Genomic DNA, 22,760 nt, shown 5'->3' with positions numbered 1-22,760 from the left:
TCGTATGGGCGTGAGAGGGCAGCATGCTATAAAAAAACGATTATAGCGTATGCGCTTGCGGTAAACACGAGCGGCTTTCCACGCAAGGTTCGCGACGCGGCTTAGATGGCGGCTTGAGCGAAATCCGGCCCGATCAGGTCGATGCGGTCGGTGCAGAAAGCGTCCACGCCCCAGCCCAGGATTTCGCGGGCGCGCGCAGGATCATTGACGGTGTAGCAAAACAGCCCGTAGCCGGCGTCCTTGATTTGATGCGCCAGCGCCTCGTCGAGGTGTTTGTGGTTGGTATGGATCGCCACCACGTCCAGTTCGCGGGCCTGGGTTTGCCAGCCCTCGTCCATGCGGTCGAGCAGCAGGGCGCGCGGCAGGTCGGGCGCCGCCAGCCGGGCAGCGGCCAGCGCCACGGGGCTGAAGGATGACAGCAGCGGCACCTGGCGCGGGTTGTCCTGGGCGATTTCAATCCCGAACAAGGCGCGCGTGAGGCTGCCGACCACCCTGCCCGTTTCCTCTTCGAATCCGGGAGCGGGCTTGATCTCGATATTCATCCAGATGCCATGGTCCTTGCAGAACTGAACGAACTGGGTGAACAGGGGCACCGTTTCGCCCCGGCACTCGGCGCTGAACCAGTTGCCGGCGTCCATGGTGACCAGTTCGGCGGCGTCGTAATTGTACACATTGCCGGAACCGGCGACGGTGCGCCCGAGATAGGGATCATGCATGACGACCGGCACACTGTCGCGCGCCAGCATGACATCGAATTCGACCGCGCGAAAGCCGTGCGCCAGCCCGCAGCGCAAGCCGGCGATGGTGTTTTCGGGCGCGAGCTTGCCGCCGCCGCGGTGGGCTAGAGAGGTAGGGTAGTTCCACATAGGCGCGAGCTTATCATGTTCCAAGGTCGAAAATGGACTGGCTTTTCGCGGAGCCGGAATCGTTGCGTCCGGTCGAGGCGATACATCTACTCGAAGCGCCAGAGATCCTGAAAAGCGCACGCGCGACATCACGAGCAAATGTAATTTTACGCATTTCCCAAAAGTACTTGAGAAAACTCAGCGCGAAAATTCCCCTCCCATTATAAAGTTACCTCGGCCAATAACGGCTACCACAAGGAGAAGCACTATGCAGGACTTAAACCCTGAAGAAATCGAGATGGTGTCGGGCGGCGGGGGCCGCAAGTACGACCTTATCCCAAATGCGCAGTCGGATTGGGGAAACCGCACTAACGATATTGCTAACGGGCTCGGCGAACTGGGCTCGAAAATCGGTATCGGTCTGTACGACATGCTGCACTGACCATCTTCTTCAACGTCTGAATTCCTGAAAATATCGCGTCAAATAACACTGACGCGATATTTCCACATCTGACACGCGCCAATTACCGATCAAATAAATATAATATAATATTACGAGATGCAGTAATAAAAAATGGCGCCAAAAATCTTACTTCTAATATTAATTGTCAGCATGGTCTTGCGAGCCGTTCTATTTATGTCCATAACAGCATATTGGCCCAACGCTGCGTACTATGCCGACCATCTGTGCGCGTCGATCATGTTCATCGTAATGGCAGCAGCGAGCGCTCATCAATTTCAAATCAACCGCAAAATGTTTACTTTGATTATGGGCAGCACAATAACGAAACGACAGGTCGCGCTGTCGGTGCTCATTGGAATCCTAGTACTTATGTTCACCCTCGGTGAAAGTGCCGTTTTCACGAAAATCGTAACGTATTACGACCTCGAAGCAGCCTATAGTTTAGGCAAGTATCATCCTGAAGCATACACCTCTCATCCCTTCTTTTCAGTCCACGTTTTTACATTCATTATTTGCAGCGCGATTTTTCCTGCAATATTTGAAGAACTGTTTTTCCGTGGCTTGGTATTTCGCTCAATCTACAAAAACAAGTCTTTTTTCCTGAGTTCAGTTTTAACTGCAGCCATCTTTACGGCACTTCATTTCTCAAAAACTATCTACATCGGCACGTTTTTGTTTTCCCTTGCACTCTCGTACCTTTATGCAACCACCGGCTCGCTACGGACCTGCATGGTCGCGCATGCTACGTTCAATCTTCTCGCCTTCATAAATCAGTACTATTTCGACTTTCATCGCATTCGAGGCGTAGACGAACTGAGCGAATGGTATCATTGGATACCCGAACTCGCCATGCTCGGTATAGCTTTGGTTGCGTTCGGGTGGATTATCTTTATTTCAAAGGATGCAATCAAACACGCGTCACTTCCCGCCATGCCGTCTCTACAGCAAGCGGATGAGCGGCAGCGAAAAACCGAGGTACGCGGAGGCAACGAATCTGCACATAGACATTCGTCGAAGGCAGAACATATAACGACAAATTGAACGCCACTTGAAAGACGTCAGCAGTTCAATTAAGTCTCGTTTCCATTTGCGTCGCATCACAAGTATCGACCGATAAGCCTTTAGCTTGCTCATCGCCTGATCCAACGATTCAATCAGGCAGGCCGCTTGTCCATACCTACCTGTCCAATCGTTCTGAACCTGCGTCTATACTCGGCTGGCGACTGCCCTACATTGCGCTTGAACAGGGCGCCAAAGGTCGCGACATCCGTGTAACCCACCCGTTCCGTCACCTGCGCCACGCTCAGCGAGGTCGATTCCAGCAGCACCTTGGCCTTGCCGATGCGCGCCTGCTGCAAATAGGCCAGTGGCGTTTGCCCCGTCTCTTGCTTCACCCTCCTGAGCAAGGTGCGGTCGCTGACATGAAAAGCCGCCGCCACCTGCTTGAGGTTGTACGGCTCGGCCAGCCGCTGACCCAGCCAAGCGTGCACCTTGGCGGCGAACGTGTCGGCTGCCTGGGACAGCATGCGCGTATCAACGAAGGGCGCCTGACTGGTGCGTCGATCGTCCAGCAAACCCATGCGCGCGACAGCCCGCAGCACCCTGGCGCTCGCACTCTGCCTCACCAGATGCATCGCCAGATCGAAAGTGGCGCTGAACGAGCCGGTGGTGGTCACGCCGCCATCCTCGACCAGCATGGCCGCCGGCTCGACCATGGCCGCCGGAAAACGGCGCGCGAGGTCGGGCGCGAACAGCCACGAGGTGGTGGCACGGCGCCCGTCCAGCACGCCGGCATCGCCCAGCAGGAAGGCGCCGACGCACACGGCGGCCACCGGCGTGCCCCGGGCGAACGCCTTGGCCAGATAAGCGATCTCGGGGGCGAACGCGCTCATCGGCGCGGTGCAGGCATCTCGGCCGGACAGTTCCATGCCCGGCACCACCAGCAAATCGGGCCGCGCGACCGGTTTGCGCGTGCCGATCGGAATGCCGCCGGCGGCCGTCACATTGCCCCCGCCGAGACTGGTGACGATGACGTCGAACAAGGGCGGCCCGGCGCCGTCGACCGCCGCAGCGATCCGATTTGCCAACAGCAAGGTATCGCACAGGCCAAACACTTCCATTCCCATGCAGCCGGAGTACGCCAGGATGGCGATGCGTTTCGTCTTCATATGGCGAGTATGCCATTAAAAAGGGCAATATCGCCTCTTCTCCATGCCGGTGCGCACGCCGACAATGGCCCATCACTTCAAGGAGAAAATCATGCGATTGACGATTGTATTGTTCGATGGCTTTACCGCGCTGGATATCGTGGGCGGCTATGAAGTGCTGGCGAATGTTCCTGGCATGGAGGTCGAGTTCGTTTCTGATCGGATCGGGCTGGTCGCCAGCGATACCGGCCGTCTCGGCATGGCCGCCTACCGGACCTTCGACCAGCTGGATACGACCGATATCCTGTACGTGCCGGGCGGCCCCGGCGTCGCCGGCGCACTCGGCAACGCCGCGCTGATGGCCTGCGTGCGGCGCCTCCATCCGACCACGGCGTGGACGGTCAGCATCTGCAACGGCGCCGAAATCCTGGGCGCCGCCGGTCTGCTCAAGGGCAAGAAAGTCACGACCAACTGGTTCGCGCGCGCGCACGTCGCCGCTTACGGCGCCCTGGTCGGCACCGAACGCTACCAGCGCGATGGCAAGCTGATCACCGGCGCGGGGGTGTCGGCCAGTATCGATGCCGGCCTGTTCCTCGCCTCCCTGCTGGGCGGCGAGACACTGGCCCGCACCATCCAGCTCGGCATCGAATACTACCCTGCTCCGCCATTCGGCAACGGCACGCCGGACGAGCAGCCGCAGGCCGCCCAAGACCGGATTCGCCATGTCGAGCAGCACGGCGCGCAGCGTCTGGCGGCGCGAGTCATCCCGTTTTAAGGCCGCGCCGGGCGGATCGCTCTACGCTGCGGCTGCGCACGGCGCCTTTATGGCATGCGAATCAAGGACAGCGGCGAAGCGAGGTAAACAAAGACAGCGACATTGCACAGCACCGTGCTCCAGAACGCGACTTGAAACGGCCGCTTTGACGATTTGTGCCGCAGCCACTGCTGCGCCAGCACGGCGCCCGGCCAGCCGCAGGCAAGGCCGAGCAGCAGCAAGCTGCGTTCGGGGGTGCGGTAGCTGCCGGCGCGCGCGGCCGCCTTATCCATCGCGTACAGAGCAAAGCAGGCGCAGCTTGCCACCACGTACAGCACACCCACCCACAGCGGAATATGCCAGGCCAGCACGGCGCCCGTGAACACGGCGGCAAACATCAGGATCGACAGGTAAGGCATCAGGGTGGCCGTCAGTAAAAAGCCGCCAGCTTAGAGCGCGCCGGAGCGCCGCGCAATCATTTCCGCTGAATCGAGGAAAATTGCTTTATTATCAGCTTTAACGACACCATGGTGCGCTGGCGTACAGATGGCAAGCCCGCCGCAGCCTAAGCTCCGGCATCGGCCTCGGGCAAACCAGCGCAGCGGGGCTTTTCCAATCCACGTGGAGGGCGTATGGCTTTCGATTTAGGCAATCTACTACAGCAATACCTGGGCGGCGCGGCCAACAACAATGGCGCGCGCGCACTCGACGACTTCGACCAGGTGGCGCAGAACGCGCCGCGTGGCACGATGGCCCAGGGCGTGTCGGAAGCGTTGCGGTCCGACCAGACCCCGCCATTCCCGCAAATGGTCGGCCAACTGTTCAGCCATAGCGACGCCAACCAGCGCGCCGGCATGCTCAACCAGCTGATCAGCAACGTCGGCCCCGGCCTGCTCAGCTCGATCGCGGGCGGCGCCCTCGGCAACCTGTTCCGCGGCGGCGACACTCCGGCCGCGATTACGCCAGACCAGGCGGCCCAGCTCACGCCGGCGCAAGTCCAGCAAATCGCGGAACACGCCGAACGCAACAATCCGAGCATCGTCGACCGCATGGGCGATTTTTACGCCGAGCATCCGACCCTGGTCAAGACCATCGGCGGGGCCGCACTGGCCATCGTGCTCGGCCGCGTGGCTGAAGGCATGAGACACTAGGCAATTTCAGATACAGTTCTTCACCAAAAAGAGGTTACACATGGGCATTCTCAGCAATATTTTCCACAAAATCTTCCCCTCGTCGCACCCAGCCGTGCAGCCAGGCGCGACCCAGGCCGCACCGCCGGCATCGATGCAATCGGCCGGCGTAGCGCCAGCCGCGCCAACCCAGGCCTCGGCCCCGCCGCCAAGCGCGCCGATGGAACAGGTTGACGTCGAAGCCATCCTCAGCGGCATGCCGCAGAGCCAGACCCTGAACTGGCGCACCTCGATCGTCGACCTGCTCAAGCTGCTGAACCTGGACAGCAGCCTGCAATCGCGCAAGGAACTGGCGAGCGAGCTCGACTACACCGGCGACACCAGCGATTCGGCGTCGATGAATATCTGGCTGCACCGCCAGGTCATGAACAAGCTGGCGGCCAATGGCGGCAAGGTGCCGGCCGACCTGAAGGACTGATCCGCGCTGGCGCGACTGCGGTCGCGCCGCACACGGGACGAAAAAAAACGCCGCCGGGCACTCAAGCCGGCGGCGTTTTTTATTCGCGCCGGACGCTTACGCGAACAGCTTGTCGTAGGCGGCCAGCAAGGTCTGGTGCATGGCGCTGCCCTGCATGTCGGTGCCGAGCGTTTCCAGCCCGAAGAAGCGCTCGCTGCGGTCGAGCAAGGCCTCGGCCTGGCGCACCGTCTCTTCGCCGTACAGCAAGGCCATCGAGCGGCGATAGTTTTCCACATCTTCCACGTTGAGCATGCTTTCGATGCAGCGATACACCAGGCGGCGGTCCGGCGCCAGGTCCTTGAAGTGATGAATCCAGTCGCAGCCTTCGAGGATGCCGTCTTCGTCGCCAACAGCCAGCGCCAGCAGGGTTTTCAGTTCGCCGATGCGCAGCTGCTTCCACGGCGTGCCGAGCGGAATCGCCAGACCCAGGATTTCCCACAGCGGACGCTCATCGTTGACGTTCATGGTCCGCAAGTCTTCCAGCAAGGCCGCGCACTCTTCCTCGCTGAGCGCATCCAGGCGCACCAGTTGCGGGCGGATCAGGTTACCGATGCTATTGTTTTCCCATTCCAGGTCTTCCACCGGATAGATTTCCGAGAAACCCGGCACCAGGATGCGGCAGCTGTACGCGCCCTGCTCGCTGAAATCGGCCACGTAGATATCCTTGCCTTCGCCATGCAGGCATGCAACCAGCCAGTGGTAGTCTTCTTCCGTGGTGGTGCTGAAATTCCAGTCGGCGAAGGGGAAATCCGGGATATCGCCCATGAAATTCCAGCTGATCACGCCGCTCGAATCGACAAAATGGATTTCCAGGTTGGCCACGGCGTTGATCTCGCTCATGTCGAAGCCCGGCTCAGGGAAGCCTTCCAGCGAATCGAGGGCGCGGCCCTGCAGCAGTTCGGTCATCGCCCGTTCCAGCGCGATTTCAAAGCGCGGGTGCGCGCCGTAGCTGGAGAACACGCCCTGGTCTTTCGGATGCACCAGGGTTACATTCATCACCGGATACTTGCCGCCGAGCGAAGCATCCTTGACCAGGATGCCGAAACCGGCGCGGCGCAAGCCATCGATGCCGGCCTTGATGTTCGGAAAGCGCGCAATGACCTCGTCCGGCACTTCCGGCAGGCACAGGCCTTCGCTGATGATGCGGTACTTGATCTGGCGCTCGAAAATTTCCGACAAAGCCTGGCTGCGCGCCTCCATCATCGTATTGCCCGCCGCCATGCCATTGCTGACATACAGATTGCCGATGATATTGACCGGGATAAAGGTTTCGCTATCGTCGCGCAGGCGCTTGTACGGCAGCGCGCAAATGCCGCGTTCCACGTTACCCGAATTCAAGTCGACCAGCACCTCGGCATCGATCTCGCTGTCCGGGTTATAGAAAGCGTGCAATTCCGGATTGAGCATCTCGCTTGGCCAGGCGCCGTCCGGGCCCGGCTTGAACCAGCGTTCCTGCTGATAATGCACGAAAGGCCGGTTGGCGCGCGTTTCGCCGAGGTGAAAGTGGGTCCAGAAATAATGCGTGCCGAGGCGCTCGAAAAATTCGCCGTAGGCGCTGGCGCGCGCGGCCAGCTCGGTCGCGCCCTTACCGTTGGAAAACAGCATCGGACAATCGTTATCCTTCATATGGGTCGACCAGATGCCGTCGACCTCATGCAGCAACGACGACTCGTTCAGAATAAAGCCACGCGCGGCCAGCTTGGCCTGCATGGTGTCGATGGTCGATTCGAGGGCGGCGTCTTTGCCTGGAATGAAGGTGTTCATGCGAATTCTCTGCTAGGTGGGGGGCACTGCGGACGGCGGGGGGAGGAATTGGGTACGCATCATACAGCAACAAAAACGACAAGCGACGACAAACGGGGCCAAACATTGCTCAACCGGGGTCAGACCTCGGTTGGGCAATGTTTGGCCCCGGGATGCGACGCCGGTTCAGGACCGGCGTGGCGGGGAAACTCAGGCTTTCTTGTTGCGGCGAACGGTAGCGCCGAGGATTGCCAGGCCCATCAGGAACAGGGCGTAGGTTTCCGGCTCAGGAACCGGGGTCACGTCGACCGACACGGCGTCGAGGTAGGAACCGTAGGTTGGCGACGAGGTCGGGCCGACCGATTCAAAACGCAGCTTGGTCAGCGGGCTGGTGGCGACCAGGTCGGTGATGCTGAACAGGTTCCACTGGCCGCTGGTGCCGCCCATCAGCAGCGAATCGTTCAGCTTGGTGTCGCCCCAGTACACATTCATCGCGCTGTTGGCGTGGCCGGCGGTGTCCGGACGGCCCGAGTAAGCGAACGAGACCGAGTAGGTGCCGGCGACCGAGGTGTCGATCATCTGCCATACCGTGCTCAGGCCGGTGCTGTTCAGTTCCAGGTACTGGCGGCCATTGGCAGCGTACGGATTGAAACCGGCGGCGCCGCCTTGCTTGGCGCCCTTTTGGATTTCAAAAATGCCGTTGCTGGACTTCCAGCCGGTAATGGCATTGAAATTCTGCCATGAACTGGCGGTCTTGTTGACTTCAAAGCTGCCGTTGACCACGAGCTCGGCGCGCGCTGCGCCGCTGGCGAACATGGCGGCGGCGAACAAACCGCCCAGGAGTACTGTTGATTTCATGTAAATCCTAAAAATGATTACTAAAATGAAAGTATTGTTACGCAATTGATAGCGGATCATATCATTGATCCATATCATCTTTGTACACAGTAAACAAAAATTTCCTGTTTGCCAGCAATTTTTCGTTGTTTTTTGCCATCGATATGCAAACGTCACACAACAAACTGAACTTTTCCGCGCTGCGCGGTATCTAATTTATAAAATTGTTTAAATGTTATAAATAATCTTATGCCATCAATCGACAGCGACGCAGCACACCAGCCGCTTGCCCTCTGGGGCGGGCTCGAATGTACGGTCAATCGGGTGGGAGACGACTACTTCAGCCAGATGGAAAAAAATGGCCATCACGGCCGCGCCGACGACGTGGCGCGCTTCCGTTCACTGGGAATCAGCGCCATCCGCTACCCGCTGCTGTGGGAGCGGATGGCGCCAAGCGGCCTGGCCGGCGCCGACTGGTCCTGGGCCGATGCGCGCCTTGGTGCCTTGCGCGATGCCGGCATCGGCGTCATTGCCGGGCTGGTCCACCACGGCAGCGGCCCGCGCGACACCTGCCTGACCGATCCGGCCTTCGCGACCCGGCTGGCGGAGTATGCCGGCGCCGTGGCCGCGCGCTACCCTTGGATCGACGCCTACACTCCCGTCAACGAGCCCTTGACCACCGCGCGCTTCAGCGGCTTGTACGGCCTGTGGTATCCGCATGGGCGCGATGACCGCAGCTTCCTGCGGGCGCTGCTGATCCAGTGCCGCGCCACCGTGCTGGCCATGCGCGCGATCCGGCGGATCAATCCACGCGCGCGCCTGGTACAGACCGACGACCTGGGCAAAACCTACAGCACACAAGACATGGCCCGCTGCGCCGCCTTCTACAACGAACGGCGCTGGCTGGCCTGGGACTTACTCTGCGGCAAGGTCGGCCAGGCGCACCCCTTGTGGGGCTACCTGACGGATCACGGGGCCCAGCCGGCGGAGTTGCTCTGGTTCCGTGACAATCCCTGTCCGCCCGACCTCATCGGCGTCAACTATTACGTGACCAGCGAACGCTGGCTCGACCACCGGCCCGAGCGCTACCCGGCGCACTTCCGCGGCCACGCCGACGGCCTGCCCTGCGCCGATATCGAAACGGCGCGCGTCCTGGCCACGCCCACACCCGGCATCGGCCCGCTGCTGCAAGAGGTCTGGGACCGCTACCGCATCCCGCTGGCGGTCACCGAAGCGCACATCGACGCCAACCGCGAAGACCAGTTGCGCTGGCTGCTCGAAGTGTGGGAAGCGGGACAGCAAGCCCGGCGCAACGGCATCGACTTGCGCGCGGTCACCGTGTGGGCGCTGCTCGGCTCATTCGACTGGAACAGCCTGCTCACGCAATGGCGCGGCTACTACGAGCCGGGGCCGTTCGACGTGCGCTCGCCGCTCCCGCGCCCCACCGCGCTGGCGGCCATGATGCGCGAACTGGGCAGCGGCCAGGCGCCCTCGCACCCCGTGCTGCGCGGCCAGGGCTGGTGGCGGCGCGCCGGGCGCTGCCTGTGCCCGCCCGTGGCCACGCCCGAAGCGCCCACCTCCATTACGGCGGACGGCCACGGCCTGGTCGGCACGGCCTGCGCGCCGATCCTGATCACCGGCGCCACCGGCACCTTGGGGCGCGCCTTCGCCCGCATCTGCGCGCGCCGCAACCTGGCCTACCGCCTGCTCAGCCGCCAGGAGATGGACATTGCCGACCCGGTCTCCGTGGAACAAGCCATGCAGCGCTACCATCCCTGGGCCGTCATCAACGCCAGCGGCTACGTGCGGGTCGATGAGGCCGAAAACGATGTGGCGCGCTGCTTTCGCGACAACGTCGCCGGCCCGGCGGTCCTGGCGGCCGCCTGCGCCCGCCACCACGTGCACCTGACCACCTTTTCCAGCGACCTGGTGTTCGACGGACGCCAGCAGTGTCCGTATGTGGAAAGCGACACCGTCGCGCCGATCAATGTTTATGGCAAAAGCAAGGCCGCCGCCGAGCGCACCGTGCTCGACCTGCATCCGGCGGCGCTGGTGGTGCGCACCAGTTCCTTTTTCGGCCCCTGGGACAGCTACAACTTCCTGACCCAGGCCTTGTCCAGCCTCGAAAGCGGCGCCCCGTTCGCCGCCGCCGCCGACATCACGGTCACGCCGACCTACGTGCCCGACCTGGTCCACGCCTGCCTTGATCTGCTCATCGACAAGGAACGCGGGATATGGCACCTGACCAACGGCCATGCGCTCACCTGGGTCGACCTGGCCAGCATGGCGGCCCGCCAGGCCGGGGTGGACACTAGCCGGCTCGAAGCGCAGTCCAGCGCCGCTTGCCGCTACATCGCCGCGCGCCCGGCCTACAGCGCGCTGCACACCGAGCGCGGCATCCTGCTACCGGGGCTGGACAGCGCGATCGGCCGTTTTTTGCAGATGCGCGGCGAGAGCGTCGAACTGGAAAAGGCGATCCACTGCACCGACACACGCCAGCAAGCGAAGGCGGGGAGGCGCCAGCATGCCAGTTGACAAGCTTGACGTGGACCACCTTCAAGCGGACTGCCGACAAGCGGACTGCCTCAGGCGAGCGGCCAGAACCACACCTCCGCGGCTTGCCAGTAGCATTCGGTGCCGCAACTGAGCACCGCGGGGTTGCACGGGTCGGGGAAGACGATATCGATGTGCCCTTGGTCCGCCCCGCCATCGCCGTCGATGCGCCAGAACGAGACGATGCCGCTGCGCGCGCCGATGGCTTCGCGCGCCTGGCCACCGCGATACACCTCCGGCAAGCCCAGCAGATTGCGGCGTTGCAGCAGGATTGACAGGCGGGCGTGGCCGGGTTCGATCAGGCTGCCCTTGTGTTCACCCTTGAGGATGGCCAGCCGGCCCGGGATGTGCATGCCGGCACGCACCAGCGCCAGGCTGATCCGGGTGGCGCAGGTATTATGGTAAGCGGACACCTCGATCAGCGCATCCCAGCCGATCGCCTTGTACAGGGCGGCGCGGTCGACGCTCGCGCGGGCCGGGTAGTTGTTACGCACGGTAAAAAACGAGGGCTTCATGCTGGAACTCCGATGAGGCGGCAGGTCAGTCATATTGCCTTGCGGAAATGGCCCACCATTTGCGCCGCCGCAAGCTTCATCCCCGTCGCACCCGCACGCACTCCCGTCGCACCCGCGCAGGCGGGTGCCCAAGTTCGACGCTCAGCCATCCCCATCAAACACAGCGCTCAGGCAGCACCACCGCACCCGCCGCCCCTGCCCGCTGTTATAGAATGACAAGAGCGATCAACTACCCGACAGGCCTCCACCCGTGCAAGAGCAACACGCCTTCCCCTTCCTGAGGGAAATCCTCCTGTTCCTCTCGCTCGCGGGCATCCTGATTCCAACCTTGCAACGCCTGCGCATCAACCAGGTGCTCGGTTTCCTGGCCGTCGGCGCCCTGCTCGGCCCGTTCGGCCTGGGCCTGTTCGCCGACACCCACCCCTGGCTGGCCTACCTCACTTTCCCGCGCGCCGAAGGCGTGGTGGCCCTGGCCGAACTGGGCGTCATGTTCCTGATGTTCATGATCGGCCTGGAACTGTCCGCCGCCCGCCTGTGGGGACTGCGGCGCTGGGTGTTCGGCGCCGGCACGGCCCAGGTCTGCATCAGCGCCGCCCTGCTCGGTGCCGTCATCCACCTGCTGGGCTACCGCACGGAAAGCGCCGTCATCCTCGGCATGGTGCTCTCGCTCTCGTCCACCGCCGTGGTCATGCAGTTGATGAACGAACAACACAGCACCAACACCCCGCTCGGCCAGGCCGGCTTCTCGATCCTGATGCTGCAGGATCTGGCGGTGGTTCCCCTCCTGATCCTGATCGGCGTCATGGCCAAGGGCGAAAGCGACGGCATCGTCTCGCTGGTGGCCATCACCATGGTCAAGGCCGCGGCCGCCATTGCCCTGATTTACCTGGTGGGCGGACGCCTGGTCCACCCGCTGTTCCGCATTTTCACCCGCCACCGCCAGCCCGACGTGTTCATGGCGCTGGTGCTGCTCACCACCCTGGGCATTGCCGGCCTGAGCGCGGCGGCGGGCCTGTCGATGGCGCTCGGTGCCCTGATCGCCGGCCTGCTGCTGGCCGAAACCGAATTCAAGCACGAGGTCGAACTCATGGTCGAACCCTTCAAGGGCTTGCTGATGGGGCTATTCTTCATGACGGTCGGCATGGGCATGGATGCGCGCCAGATCATCGACGCTCCGCTGTGGCTGGCCGGCGCCGTGTTCGGCCTGATCGCGATCAAGGCCGCCGTCATCGCCGTGCTGTTCCGCATCGGCGGCCTGGGCTGGGGGCGCGCGCTCGAAGGCGGCCTGCTGCTCGGCCAGGGCGGCGAGTTCGCCTTCATCGTGATCGGCTACGCCACCGCCAGCAAACTGGTCGACGCCGACCTGGGCGCGCGCGTCATGCTGGCCGTGGGCCTGTCCCTGTTCGTCACGCCCCTGCTGGCGCGCCTGGGACGCGAGATCGGCACGCGCTGGGAGCCGCGCGACGACGAACAGGCCGCCACACCAGGCCACGCCGCGCTGGCCGCCGCGCGCGGCCACATCATCATCGCCGGCTTCGGGAGGGTGGGCCAGCAACTGGCCAAGCTGCTCACGGCCGAAGGCATCGGCTACATCGCCTTCGAGAACGATGCGCGCCTGGCCACCAAAATGCACGGCGAAGGCTTGCCGGTCTACTTCGGCAATGCCGCGCGCGCCGAGCTGCTGCGCCACGTGAACGCGGGCGAAGCCCCGGCGATCGTGCTGACGATGGACCATCCCGCCTCGGCCCTGCACGCCGTGCGCGGCATCCGGCGCGAATTTCCCGACGTGCCGCTGCTGGTGCGCTCGCGCGACGAACAGCATGCGCGCGCCCTGAAACGGGCCGGCGCCACCATCGTGGTGCCCGAAACCCTGGAAGCGAGCCTGCAGCTGTCCGCCTTCGTGCTCGAAGCGCTCGGGATGGACGAGGAACGGGTCGACCGCATCGTCGATGGCGAACGCGATCTGTTCCTGGCAACCCTGGAGGCCGAAATCCACACCCGTCAATGAAACGGGATGCGATAATCGTCCCATGAAAAAACTGGTCCTGCGCCTGTCGATCCTGTGCGCGCTGCTGCTCGCAACATCGGCAGCGGCCGAAGTGGTCACCGTCTATACCAGCGCCAGTTTCGCGCCGCTGATGCTGGGCGACGGGCGCGGCATCTATCCGGACCTGATCGGCTACCTGAACCGCCTCAAGCCCGGCGGCCTCACGTTCAAGCTACAGTTCATGCCGCGCAAGCGCCTGCAGGTCAAGCTCGAAGACGGCAGCATCAACGGCATCGTCATCGGCATGATGCCCGAATGGTTCGATGACGTGGAACAGAAAAAGTACCTGTGGTCGGCGCCCTTCTCCACCGACCGCTACGCGCTTGTGTCGCTGGCGGCCAAACCGGTCAGCCCGGACGCACCGGCCGGCCTGGTGGGCGCCTCGGTCGGCGTCACCCTCGGCTACAGCTACCCCGGCATCGACAGCTGGCTGGCCAGCTCGCGCATGCTGCGCAGCGAAGGCCCGAGCGACGAGAAAAACCTGGAAAAGCTGCTGCTCGGGCGCCTCGATTGCGTGATCGTGGCCGAATCGATGGCGCGCTACTTCATCCGCGCGCAGGGCATGTCGTCCAGGCTGCACCTGGCCATCCTGGCCAGCCCGCCCACCGAGCGGCGCATGCTGGTGCCCCACAGCCACGCCGCCGCCTTCGAAAAAATCGCGCCCGTGCTCAAGAAGCTCAAGGACGATCCGGCCTGGCAGCGCATCGTCGCCACCTACCGGTAAATTACCTGAGCACCTTGAGCGCGGCCTGCACGCCCCACCACGCGGCTTCCTCGAACACCGAAAAGCCCGACAGATCGGCATGCGCGAACACGATCGGCCCATCGGCTTCGCGCAAGGCCTTCAGGCCTGCATTGCCGCGAAAGCCCGGCAGCGGCGCCGCCATCGCGTGGCCGCGCAGGGTGATGTCGACCCGCTCCACGCAGGCCGCGAACTTCCAGCCGTAGGCGCTTTTCAGGTCGGCACTGGCCAGCGCCACCAGTTCATCGGCGCGGGCCGTCATCATCCACTTGCGCGCCGCCTCGGGCGTGCGGTCCGACAGCGCCACGTAGGCGGAAAACACGGTCTTGGCGGGCGGCGCCACGCGGATATCCTGGTGGGTCGACACCACATAGCCCAGCCCCGGCTCCTGGTACACCACGTTGTCCCATGCCAGCGGCACCTCCGGCAGCTCGCGCGGGAAGTCCTTCATGAGGAAATTGGCCACCATCCACGGCGCGTACGATGGCGTGTGGCGCTGCGCATCGAAACCGTACGCGCCGATGTCCTCGACCACGCGCGCGGCCACGTACAGCGGCATCGCGCAGATCGCCTTGCGCGCCCGCACCAGGACAGTGCGCGCCACGCCGCCCTCGAGGGTGAAGCACAGCGCTTCCACGCCGGCCCCGGCGCGCTTGAGCGACACCGCGGTACCGGCCCGGCGCCGCACACGAGACGCGGCGGCCAGTTTGTCGGCCACCACCTGCATCCCGCCCGGCCAGGTCAGCCAGGCGCCATTGCCGGCATTGGCCGCTTTACCCCAGCGGCTGCAGTAATAATGCAGCCCGGCCCACGCCGACACCTTATCGTAGCGGGTGCCGTAGTCGTCGCGGCAGCAGTAGTTCAGGTACCAGTGCAGGGTCGGCGAGCGGTAGCCCTGCTGGTCCAGCCAATCCTTGAGCGTGATGCGGTCGAGCGAATCGAACTCCGGGTCGAGCGACGATGCCACGGTGGGGAACACGAACACGCGCTTGCCGTCGGCCCCGCGCAAGGTGCGCAGGCGCTCGACCTCGGCGAAAAAGCGCTGGTGCTCGGCCAGCTCCTCCGGTGCCACCCCCTCGGTCGGAAGAAAGCCTTCCTGCCAGCGGCCGTTGAACAGCAGGCGCTCTTCCGGGCCGTGCAGCACATAGCGCTCGTCGTAATACGGTTTTTCGCCATACGGGTCGCTCTCGATGATGCCAAGGTCGAACAGGATCTCGCGCACATGCACCGATTCGGGCGACGGCAGCGGCAGATAGTGGCCGCCGGTCGGATAGGCCAGCTCGCCGAAATGGCCGCCGGCGGCGTTCCCGAACGGCTGCGGGCCGTCGATCATGAGCACCTTGCGCTGCCCTTCGCGCTTCAGCTTCCACGCTGCCGTCAGGCCGGCGATGCCGGAGCCGAGGATGACGATATCGGTCTCGATGACTTCGTCCGGCGCCGGCAGCTTGCCGCGCTCGCGCAAGAAGTGGCCTTCGGCGCGGCCCGGGTAATGCACGGTGGGCGTGATGTCGAGCCAGCGCCGGAAGCCCTGCGCGCTTGCCACCGCCGCCCCCACGCCGCCGGCCAGTGCCAGGAATGAGCGCCGGTCCATCAGCGGATCACCTTGCGCCAGTCCTGCTCGAACTCGTGCACCAGCGACTGGGTATTGAGCCGGTTCGGCGCCATTTCCAATCGCTGCATATCGGGCGGAAAGGCGAACATCTCGCGCGTGGTCGCTTCGGTCAGGTAGCGCATCGGCAGCCGGTAGCTGGTGGGCGGCACATACTCCTGCTCGGGCGAGGCCATGACGAAGCCCCACTCGCCGAATGACGGTACGTAAGCGTGGTACGGCCAGGTGCGCATGCCGACGTCACGCAATGTCGCGTCGATGGTCCAGTAGGCGTGCGGCGCAAAAAACGGCGACGTCGCCTGCACCACCACCAGCCCCTTGGCCGCCACGTGCTTTTTCACCATGCCGTAGAACGGCACCGAATACAATTTGCCGAGCGCGAAGCTCGATGGATCGGGAAAGTCGATGATGGCCGCGTCGAACATGTCGGCCGAATTCTGCAGCCAGATGGCGGCGTCGGCGTTGACGACTTTCACGCGCGGGTCGGAGAACGAGCCGCCATTGAGCTTGACCAGCTCCGGACGGGTGGTGAATGCCCGCGTCATGGCCGGGTCCAGGTCGACCAGGGTCACCTCCCTGATGTTCGGGTAGCGCAGGATTTCGCGCAGCGCCAGGCCGTCGCCGCCGCCCAGTACCAGCACCTTGCGCGCCCACGGCAAGGCTTGCAGCGCCGGATGGACCAGCGCTTCGTGATAGCGGTACTCGTCGCGCGAGGAGAACTGCAGGTTGCCGTTGATGTACAGGCGCATGTCATCCTTCCAGCGCGTGATCACCAGGCGCTGGTACGGCGTACTGGTGGAGTACACGATGTTGTCGCCGAACAGGCCATGCTCGCCCCACTGCACCATGCGGTCCGACAGGGCGAAGCCCATCACCAGCAGGAACATCACCGAGCAGGCGCGCAGCACCCGTCCGCCGACGTCGGCCAGTTCGGCGCGAAATACGTACAGGGTCCAGAAGCCCACGCCGACATTGAGCATCCCGAACAGAAAGCCCGTGCGCACCAGCCCCACGTAAGGCGCCAGCACCAGCGGAAACAGCAGCGACACGGCCAGCGCGCCCAGATAATCGAAGGTCAGTACGCGGCTGACCAGGTCATTGAAGGCGGTGTCGCGCGCGTTCAGCGCGCGCATCACCAGCGGCACTTCCATGCCCACCAGCGCGCCGACCATGAACACCAGTACATACAACAAGGTGCGAAACGGCGCCGACATCCACGAAAACGTCATGAACAGCAGCGCCGCCGATATGCCGCCGATCAGGCCCACGGCCAGCTCGATGTCGATGAAGCGCGCCAGTACGTCCTCTTCGGCGATGTACTTGGAAAAATGGGCGCCCACGCCCATGGCGAACAGGTAGCAGCCGATAATGGTGGAGAACTGGAGAATCGAATCGCCCAGCAAATAGCTGGACAAGGCGCCTGCGATAAGTTCGTAGGCCAGCCCGCAAGAGGCCACCACGAACACGGAAAGTATCAAAATTCGTTTGGTCATGTCGTCTTTTTTGCTCTAAGATCATCGTGCACTGCCATTCTGACCATCTTTCATGGGGAAACCTCGTGCCCGCCATCCTAAACTATCTGCTCCACCTTGCAACAGCGGTTGCGCTGGTCATGGCGTTTTTTGTCATCTATACGCGCCTGACGCCATTTAATGAAGTGGCGCTGATCCGCGGAGGAAATCACGCGGCCGCGCTGTCGCTGGCCGGTGCACTGATCGGTTTTTCGCTGGCGATCGCCTCGGCGCTGCTGCATACGCGCGACTACTACCAATTCCTTGAGTGGGCGGCCGGCGCGATGCTGATCCAGATACTGGTGTATTACGTCGCCACGCGCCTGCTGAAGATGTCGAAAGAGCAGATCGAGGCCGACAACTCGGCCTTCGGCGTCCTGCTCGGCGCGATCTCGCTGTCGATTGGCCTGGTCAACGCCGGCGCCCTGTCCTGACCCGCCCTCATTTAACGCATTTCTACCGGAGACCGACATGTCCCTTGGTTCATTCATCAAGAAGCAGTTTATCGACGTCCTGCAATGGAACGAAGAGAACGACGGCGTGCTGGCGTGGCGCTTTCCGATGCAGGACTTCGAAATCCAGAACGGCGCCATCCTCAATGTGCGCGAGTCGCAAGTGGCGCTGTTCGTCAACGAAGGCAAGATCGCCGACGTCTTCGGCCCCGGCACCCACAAGCTGACCACCAACACCCTGCCGCTGCTGACCAACCTGAAAAACTGGGACAAGCTGTTCGACTCGCCGTTCAAGTCGGATGTGTACTTCTTCAGCACGCGCGTGCAGACCGGCCGCAAATGGGGCACCCCGCAGCCGATCACGATCCGCGACGCCGACTTCGACATGATCCGGGTGCGCGCCTTCGGCATGTATTCCTACCGCGTCGCCGATGCGCGCACCTTTTTCACAGAAATCAGCGGCACGCGCGACGTTTACACGCGCGACGACGTCGAAGACCAGCTGCGCGGCATCCTCCTGGCCACCATGGCCACCTCGCTCGGCAGCGCCAAGATCGCCTTCCTCGACATGGCAGCCAACCAGGCGCTGATGGCGCAACAGGTCAAGGGCGACCTGTACGCCGCCTTCGCGCGCTACGGCGTGGGGCTCGACGAATTCAACGTCGCCAGCGTCAGCCTGCCGGAAGAACTGCAGGCCGCGCTCGACGAACGCATTTCGGCCGGCATGAAGGGCGGCCTGTCGGGCGAGAAGATGAGCGGCTTCACCCAGTTCCAGGTGGCCAGCAGCATCCCGCTGGCGGCCCAGAACGAAGGCGGCCTGGCCGGCATCGGCGCGGGCCTGGGGGCTGGCGCGATGCTGGGCCACGCCATGGCGCAGGGCATGAGCGGCTCGATGATCCCACAGGTGCCGCCGGCGCCGACCGCGCCCTTGCAGCCGCCGGTGCCGGAGGTCGACCCGATCGAGGAGCGCCTGCTCAAACTCAAGGGATTGCTCGACAAGGGCCTGATCTCGGAAGACGACTACAACAGCACCAAGACGGAGCTGCTCAGAAAACTGATCGGCTAAGCCGCTGTCCATGCAAATCGTTTCCTGCCCAAGCTGCGGCGCCGAAGTCCAATTCAAATCGCACGCCGCCGTCATGGCGGTGTGCGAATTTTGTCGCGCCACCCTGCTCAAGGATGCCGAATCGGTCAAGAACCTGGGCACCATGTCGTCGGTGCTGGAAGACTATTCGCCGATCCAGATCGGCACCAGCGGCACCGTCGGCGGACGCAATTTCACGGTGGTCGGGCGCATCCAGCTGCGCTACGCCGAAGGCATGTGGAACGAATGGTACGTGCTGTACGACGACGGCAGCAACGCCTGGCTGGGCGACTCGTCCGGCCTGTTCACCCTCACCGCCGAGCGCAAAGTCGCCGGCGCCCTGCCCGCCTTCGATGCGATCCGCGTGGCCAGCGTCTATAGCATCGACCAGCAGCGCTACCTGGCGTCGGAAAAGCGCAGCTGCGAATGCATCGCCGGCCAGGGCGAATTGCCGTTCCGGGTCGGCACCGGCTGGCGCATCCGCGTGGCCGACTTCCGCAGCGGCCCGCTGTTCCTCACGCTCGACTACACCGATGGCGAAACGCCGGTGGTCTACACCGGGGTGGCGGTCACCCTGGCCGACATGCGCTGCCAGCTGCTGCGCGACGATGAACAGATCCGCGCCAGCGCCGGCAAATATCGCGGCAAGGTCGATACGCTCGACTGCCCTTCGTGCGGCAGCATGATCACCTACCTGCCGGGCGTGGCGACCAACCTGGTATGCCCGGCCTGCGCCGCGCAGCTGGACGCAGCCGGACCGAAAGCGAGCGTGCTGGCCGCGGGCGAGAAGGTCGAGCGCATGCGCACCACCATCAAAATCGGCAGCAAGGCCAATATCAACGGCAGCGAGTGCACCGTGATCGGCGCCATGATCCGCTCACCGGGCGGCGGGCCAAGCTGGACCGAATACCTGGTGTACAGCACCCGCATCAATTTTTTCTGGCTGATCGAAACCGGCGACGGCTGGTATCGCGCCGATGTCATGAGCGATTGGCCGGCCTGGGACCCTGTCGACCCCGAAGCGGCCCGCGCCGACAAGGTAGGCTACAAAAACATCGACGACTATGTGGCCACGGTGGTTGCCGCCGCTGGCGCCTTCAACTGGCGGGTGGCGGCCGGCGACCGCACCCGCGTGCTGGAATTCAAATACGGCAAGACCAGTCTGGCGGCCGAGATCACCGGCGAAGAGATGACGTGGTCGCGCTCCACGCCGCTCGCCCAGGACCAGGTGATGGCGTGGTTCGGCAATGCGGCCAACAAAGCCCACGCGGTCCAGGGTGCGTCGCCCCCGTCGCCCTCGGCGCTCTCCGGCACCATGGGGAAATTTTTCTGGTGGCTGCTCGGATTGAATCTGATTCCGCTGCTGGTTAACTTCGGCACGACCGCGATGTACCTGATCCTGGCCTTGCTGGCCATTTGCATTCCAGCCGCGTTTACCAATGCGGCTGGCAAGGACGATAAATGAACGAAAAATATCTGATGTACGCGATTGCCGTGACGGCGCTCACCACCATCATCAGCTGGGTCAGCATGTTCGACTCGTCGGGCAACAGCGGGAGCGGTTCGCGCGCTGGCAGCAGCTGGAGCTCCGGCAGCGGCAGCTACGGCGGCGGTTCCGGCGGTGGGCACAAGTGAACGCTCCCGTGCATCGCCCGGCCGGCATTCATCTGCTGGCTGATTTTCATGGCATCGATCCGGCCCTGCTGACCGCGACCGCGGACATCGACGCCCTGCTGCGCTCCGGGGCCGCAGCGGCGGGGGCGCGCATCTTGCACAGCCATTTTCACAGCTTCGGCGACACGCTGGGAGTGACCGGCGTGGTGCTGCTGGCCGAATCCCATATCTCGATTCACACGTGGCCGGAGTACGGCTTCGCCGCGGCGGATATTTTCATGTGCGGGGATGCGCAGCCGCAGCTGGCGTTGCAGGTGATTGAGCAGGCGCTCAAGCCGGCGTCGCGCGTGGTGCAGACCATTGAGCGAGGTGTGGCCACCACCGTCGTCCCCGCGCAGGCGGGGATCCAAGTTCGCGCCGTAGCCATAGGCTGACGAAGGAACTTAGGTCCCCGCCGAGTGCCGCCTTGGCGCGGGGACGACGGTGGGGGTGGCAAAATTTAAGTGGGAATGACGGACCCGGTGACCGCAAAACTGAACACACGCCGCAGCCTCTGCCCGGGCGCCAGTATCGTCAAGCCGTGCCTGGCCGGCCCTCCCGCCATATTGTGCGCGTTGATCAAGTGATCCACCGGCTCGAAGCAGAAAAAATCCCCGCCAGCCGGTGCATACACGATGTAGTACCCGCTATCCGCAGCGATGGCCAGGTTCAAGCCGCTCTCGGGCCAGCGAATGCGCGCCTTCCCATCCCAGCCTTCGAACACATTGTCGATCAAGCCATCAGGCAGCGCGCGCTCACGCTCGAACGACCACATCTCCGGAATCGCTTCCGCATGCGAGGGCAGTTTGTCCGCGCCCGCCATCCACACCTTGCGCGCCGCCGCCTGCAAAGTCGTACCCGGACTGCGCGGCATCCACGGATGCAATCCCAGACCGAACGGCAGCGCCAGCGGACCGGTATTGGTCACCTCCAGCGTCACCACCAGCGCATTGCCACGCAAGGCATAGTCGAGCGAAGCGCGGTACGAGAAAGGCATGCCGTCGCGCCGCTCCAGCATCAGCAGCACCTGGCTGGCCGACTGAAACGCCACTGTCCATGGCCGCTGCCAACCCTCGCCATGAATCGGAAACGGATCACCGTCACGGTTCGGGGCGATGTCGTAGCGCTCACCGCCATACGGAAAGCCCCCGGCCATCCGGTTCGACCACGGCACCAGCGGAAAGCACGCCAATTGATTAGGACGCGGCGCCGCATCGCCGCCGGCGTACGGGCGCAGCACCGGGACCGGCGCCGCACCGCCGATCCAGTCCAGACGCGACAAAGCGCCGCCGAAACCCGGAAGGATTTCGGCGGAGAGCTGCGCGTTACGCAAAACCAGCGACGACAGGCTAGTTATATTGAGGTCCCGTCAAAAGAAAACTGCCACCCTGGAAGGTGATGGTGATGTCGTCTGCCGGCGCGTAGTTGCCGTTTTCCGGGAACATGTGTTCGAACCGGGTCGAGCTGTCTTTGGCCACAAAACCGAGGTGACGCGATTTGCGGTCGTCCCACCATTTGGCCTTGTTGTCCGACACGCCGAAGGCGATGGTGTGGCCCACGCGCGCGGCAAACAGCGAGCAGCGCAGCGCTTCGACCAAGTCGTCGGCGCTCAGATACGTAATCATCATGCGCGGGTTGAGCGGCTCCGGAAAGCACGAACCGATGCGCAGGCACACAGTTTCGATGCCGAAGCGGTCGTAGTAGTAGCGCGACAGCGATTCACCGAACACCTTGCTGACGCCATACATGCCATCAGGCCGCGTTGGCATGTCGGCGTCGACCAGGTCGGTGGTCTTGTAGAAGCCCATCGTGTGGTTCGAGCTGGCGAACACCACGCGCTTGACGCCGCACTTGTGAATCGCTTCGTACAGATTGGCCATGCCCAGAATATTGGCTTGCATGATCGAATCGAACGGCGCTTCGGTCGAAATGCCGCCGAAGTGCAGTACCGCGTCCACGCCGTCCATCAGCGCCATCACGGCGGCCTTGTCGGCCAGGTCGCACTGGACCACTTCCTCGCCTTCGCCGGCCGGGCCGACATCGGCCAGGTCGGACAGGCGCACGATGTCAGCCCATGGTTTGACGCGCTCGCGCAGCAAGCGTCCGAGGCCGCCGGCTGCGCCGGTCAGCAAAATACGTTTGAATGGTTTGCTCATAA

Annotated in this window: 23 protein-coding genes; 13 read left to right on the top strand and 10 right to left on the bottom strand. The window is 63.3% G+C overall.

Going from position 1 to position 22,760, the window contains the following annotated elements; translation table 11 throughout:
- Positions 1–101 precede the first annotated feature (101 nt).
- A complete protein-coding gene (gene ugpQ, locus IV454_RS15800; protein ID WP_206092204.1) occupies positions 102–866 on the bottom strand; it encodes a glycerophosphodiester phosphodiesterase in 765 nt (254 codons plus the stop codon).
- A 247-nt stretch (positions 867–1,113) separates the two neighbouring features.
- On the opposite strand from ugpQ, the gene IV454_RS15795 reads away from it, so the two are divergent.
- Both IV454_RS15795 and IV454_RS15790 read left to right on the top strand, forming a co-directional pair.
- The gene (locus IV454_RS15795; RefSeq protein ID WP_156441600.1) at positions 1,114–1,287 is read left to right on the top strand and encodes a hypothetical protein; all 174 of its coding nucleotides are present in this window, start codon (positions 1,114–1,116) and stop codon (positions 1,285–1,287) included.
- A 258-nt stretch (positions 1,288–1,545) separates the two neighbouring features.
- Entirely contained in the window at positions 1,546–2,349 is an 804-nt protein-coding gene (locus IV454_RS15790; RefSeq protein ID WP_206092203.1) for a CPBP family intramembrane glutamic endopeptidase, read from the top strand.
- A 113-nt stretch (positions 2,350–2,462) separates the two neighbouring features.
- On the opposite strand, the gene IV454_RS15785 is transcribed toward IV454_RS15790, so the two are convergent.
- Complete coding sequence (locus IV454_RS15785) at positions 2,463–3,476, bottom strand: GlxA family transcriptional regulator (RefSeq protein ID WP_206092202.1); 1,014 nt, start codon at positions 3,474–3,476, stop codon at positions 2,463–2,465.
- Between the two features lie 91 nt (positions 3,477–3,567).
- Here IV454_RS15785 and IV454_RS15780 point away from each other — a divergent pair, with 91 nt between their 5' ends.
- Positions 3,568–4,230, top strand: coding sequence for a DJ-1/PfpI family protein (locus IV454_RS15780; protein ID WP_206092201.1), 663 nt, complete (start codon positions 3,568–3,570; stop codon positions 4,228–4,230).
- Between the two features lie 47 nt (positions 4,231–4,277).
- On the opposite strand, the gene IV454_RS15775 is transcribed toward IV454_RS15780, so the two are convergent.
- Positions 4,278–4,628, bottom strand: a complete 351-nt coding sequence (locus IV454_RS15775; protein ID WP_206092200.1) for a DUF1294 domain-containing protein — start codon at positions 4,626–4,628, stop codon at positions 4,278–4,280.
- Positions 4,629–4,841: 213 nt separating this feature from the next.
- Between IV454_RS15775 and IV454_RS15770 the strand changes: the two genes are divergently transcribed.
- Positions 4,842–5,360, top strand: a complete 519-nt coding sequence (locus IV454_RS15770) for a hypothetical protein (RefSeq protein WP_206092199.1) — start codon at positions 4,842–4,844, stop codon at positions 5,358–5,360.
- A 40-nt stretch (positions 5,361–5,400) separates the two neighbouring features.
- Positions 5,401–5,817: a DUF3597 domain-containing protein gene (locus tag IV454_RS15765; protein ID WP_054266839.1), complete on the top strand. Its 417-nt coding sequence runs from the start codon at positions 5,401–5,403 to the stop codon at positions 5,815–5,817.
- 96 nt (positions 5,818–5,913) lie between these two features.
- On the opposite strand, the gene ycaO is transcribed toward IV454_RS15765, so the two are convergent.
- Both ycaO and IV454_RS15755 read right to left on the bottom strand, forming a co-directional pair.
- On the bottom strand, positions 5,914–7,620 hold the full coding sequence (gene ycaO, locus IV454_RS15760) for a 30S ribosomal protein S12 methylthiotransferase accessory factor YcaO (RefSeq protein WP_206092198.1): 1,707 nt from the start codon (positions 7,618–7,620) through the stop codon (positions 5,914–5,916).
- A gap of 189 nt (positions 7,621–7,809) precedes the next feature.
- Positions 7,810–8,457, bottom strand: a complete 648-nt coding sequence (locus tag IV454_RS15755) for a DUF642 domain-containing protein (protein WP_206092197.1) — start codon at positions 8,455–8,457, stop codon at positions 7,810–7,812.
- A 228-nt stretch (positions 8,458–8,685) separates the two neighbouring features.
- On the opposite strand from IV454_RS15755, the gene IV454_RS15750 reads away from it, so the two are divergent.
- Complete coding sequence (locus IV454_RS15750; protein WP_206092196.1) at positions 8,686–10,971, top strand: family 1 glycosylhydrolase; 2,286 nt, start codon at positions 8,686–8,688, stop codon at positions 10,969–10,971.
- A 50-nt stretch (positions 10,972–11,021) separates the two neighbouring features.
- On the opposite strand, the gene IV454_RS15745 is transcribed toward IV454_RS15750, so the two are convergent.
- Entirely contained in the window at positions 11,022–11,504 is a 483-nt protein-coding gene (locus tag IV454_RS15745) for a T6SS effector amidase Tae4 family protein (RefSeq protein ID WP_206092195.1), read from the bottom strand.
- A gap of 250 nt (positions 11,505–11,754) precedes the next feature.
- Between IV454_RS15745 and IV454_RS15740 the strand changes: the two genes are divergently transcribed.
- Together IV454_RS15740 and IV454_RS15735 are read left to right on the top strand one after the other, a co-directional pair.
- Positions 11,755–13,512 carry a cation:proton antiporter domain-containing protein gene (locus IV454_RS15740; RefSeq protein WP_206092194.1) on the top strand — a complete coding sequence of 586 codons (1,758 nt, stop codon included), beginning with the start codon at positions 11,755–11,757 and terminating at the stop codon, positions 13,510–13,512.
- Positions 13,513–13,534: 22 nt separating this feature from the next.
- A complete protein-coding gene (locus IV454_RS15735; RefSeq protein WP_206092193.1) occupies positions 13,535–14,275 on the top strand; it encodes a substrate-binding periplasmic protein in 741 nt (246 codons plus the stop codon).
- A gap of 1 nt (position 14,276) precedes the next feature.
- Here the strand turns inward: IV454_RS15735 and IV454_RS15730 are convergent, their stop codons facing one another.
- The gene (locus IV454_RS15730) at positions 14,277–15,884 is read right to left on the bottom strand and encodes an NAD(P)-binding protein (protein ID WP_206092192.1); all 1,608 of its coding nucleotides are present in this window, start codon (positions 15,882–15,884) and stop codon (positions 14,277–14,279) included.
- Positions 15,884–17,395: a polyamine aminopropyltransferase gene (locus IV454_RS15725; protein WP_206092191.1), complete on the bottom strand. Its 1,512-nt coding sequence runs from the start codon at positions 17,393–17,395 to the stop codon at positions 15,884–15,886. Before IV454_RS15725 ends, IV454_RS15730 begins: the two co-directional genes overlap by 1 nt.
- A 65-nt stretch (positions 17,396–17,460) precedes the next feature.
- Here IV454_RS15725 and IV454_RS15720 point away from each other — a divergent pair, with 65 nt between their 5' ends.
- From IV454_RS15720 to speD, 5 genes are read left to right on the top strand one after another with little or no spacing between them, the layout of a single operon-like run.
- Positions 17,461–17,847 (top strand): DUF350 domain-containing protein, encoded by a 387-nt coding sequence (locus IV454_RS15720; protein ID WP_063896268.1) that lies wholly within the window; start codon positions 17,461–17,463, stop codon positions 17,845–17,847.
- Between the two features lie 37 nt (positions 17,848–17,884).
- On the top strand, positions 17,885–18,931 hold the full coding sequence (locus tag IV454_RS15715; RefSeq protein WP_206092190.1) for an SPFH domain-containing protein: 1,047 nt from the start codon (positions 17,885–17,887) through the stop codon (positions 18,929–18,931).
- Positions 18,932–18,941: 10 nt separating this feature from the next.
- The gene (locus IV454_RS15710) at positions 18,942–20,414 is read left to right on the top strand and encodes a DUF4178 domain-containing protein (protein WP_229522272.1); all 1,473 of its coding nucleotides are present in this window, start codon (positions 18,942–18,944) and stop codon (positions 20,412–20,414) included.
- Entirely contained in the window at positions 20,411–20,584 is a 174-nt protein-coding gene (locus IV454_RS15705; RefSeq protein ID WP_181002749.1) for a hypothetical protein, read from the top strand. The genes IV454_RS15710 and IV454_RS15705 overlap by 4 nt, the downstream gene beginning before the upstream one ends.
- Positions 20,581–20,997: an adenosylmethionine decarboxylase gene (speD, locus tag IV454_RS15700; protein WP_206092189.1), complete on the top strand. Its 417-nt coding sequence runs from the start codon at positions 20,581–20,583 to the stop codon at positions 20,995–20,997. Before IV454_RS15705 ends, speD begins: the two co-directional genes overlap by 4 nt.
- Positions 20,998–21,062: 65 nt before the next feature.
- Here speD and IV454_RS15695 read toward each other — a convergent pair whose 3' ends face one another.
- Together IV454_RS15695 and IV454_RS15690 are read right to left on the bottom strand one after the other, a co-directional pair.
- A complete protein-coding gene (locus tag IV454_RS15695) occupies positions 21,063–21,935 on the bottom strand; it encodes an aldose 1-epimerase (RefSeq protein ID WP_206092188.1) in 873 nt (290 codons plus the stop codon).
- 16 nt (positions 21,936–21,951) lie between these two features.
- Entirely contained in the window at positions 21,952–22,758 is an 807-nt protein-coding gene (locus tag IV454_RS15690; RefSeq protein WP_206092187.1) for an NAD-dependent epimerase/dehydratase family protein, read from the bottom strand.
- Positions 22,759–22,760: the final 2 nt, after the last annotated feature.

This window comes from Massilia antarctica, from assembly GCF_015689335.1.
Taxonomy (GTDB): Bacteria; Pseudomonadota; Gammaproteobacteria; order Burkholderiales; family Burkholderiaceae_D; genus Telluria_A; species Telluria_A antarctica.
The sequence above is the reverse complement of the archived record's forward strand: the minus strand, read 5'-3'. Positions and strand labels throughout refer to the sequence as shown.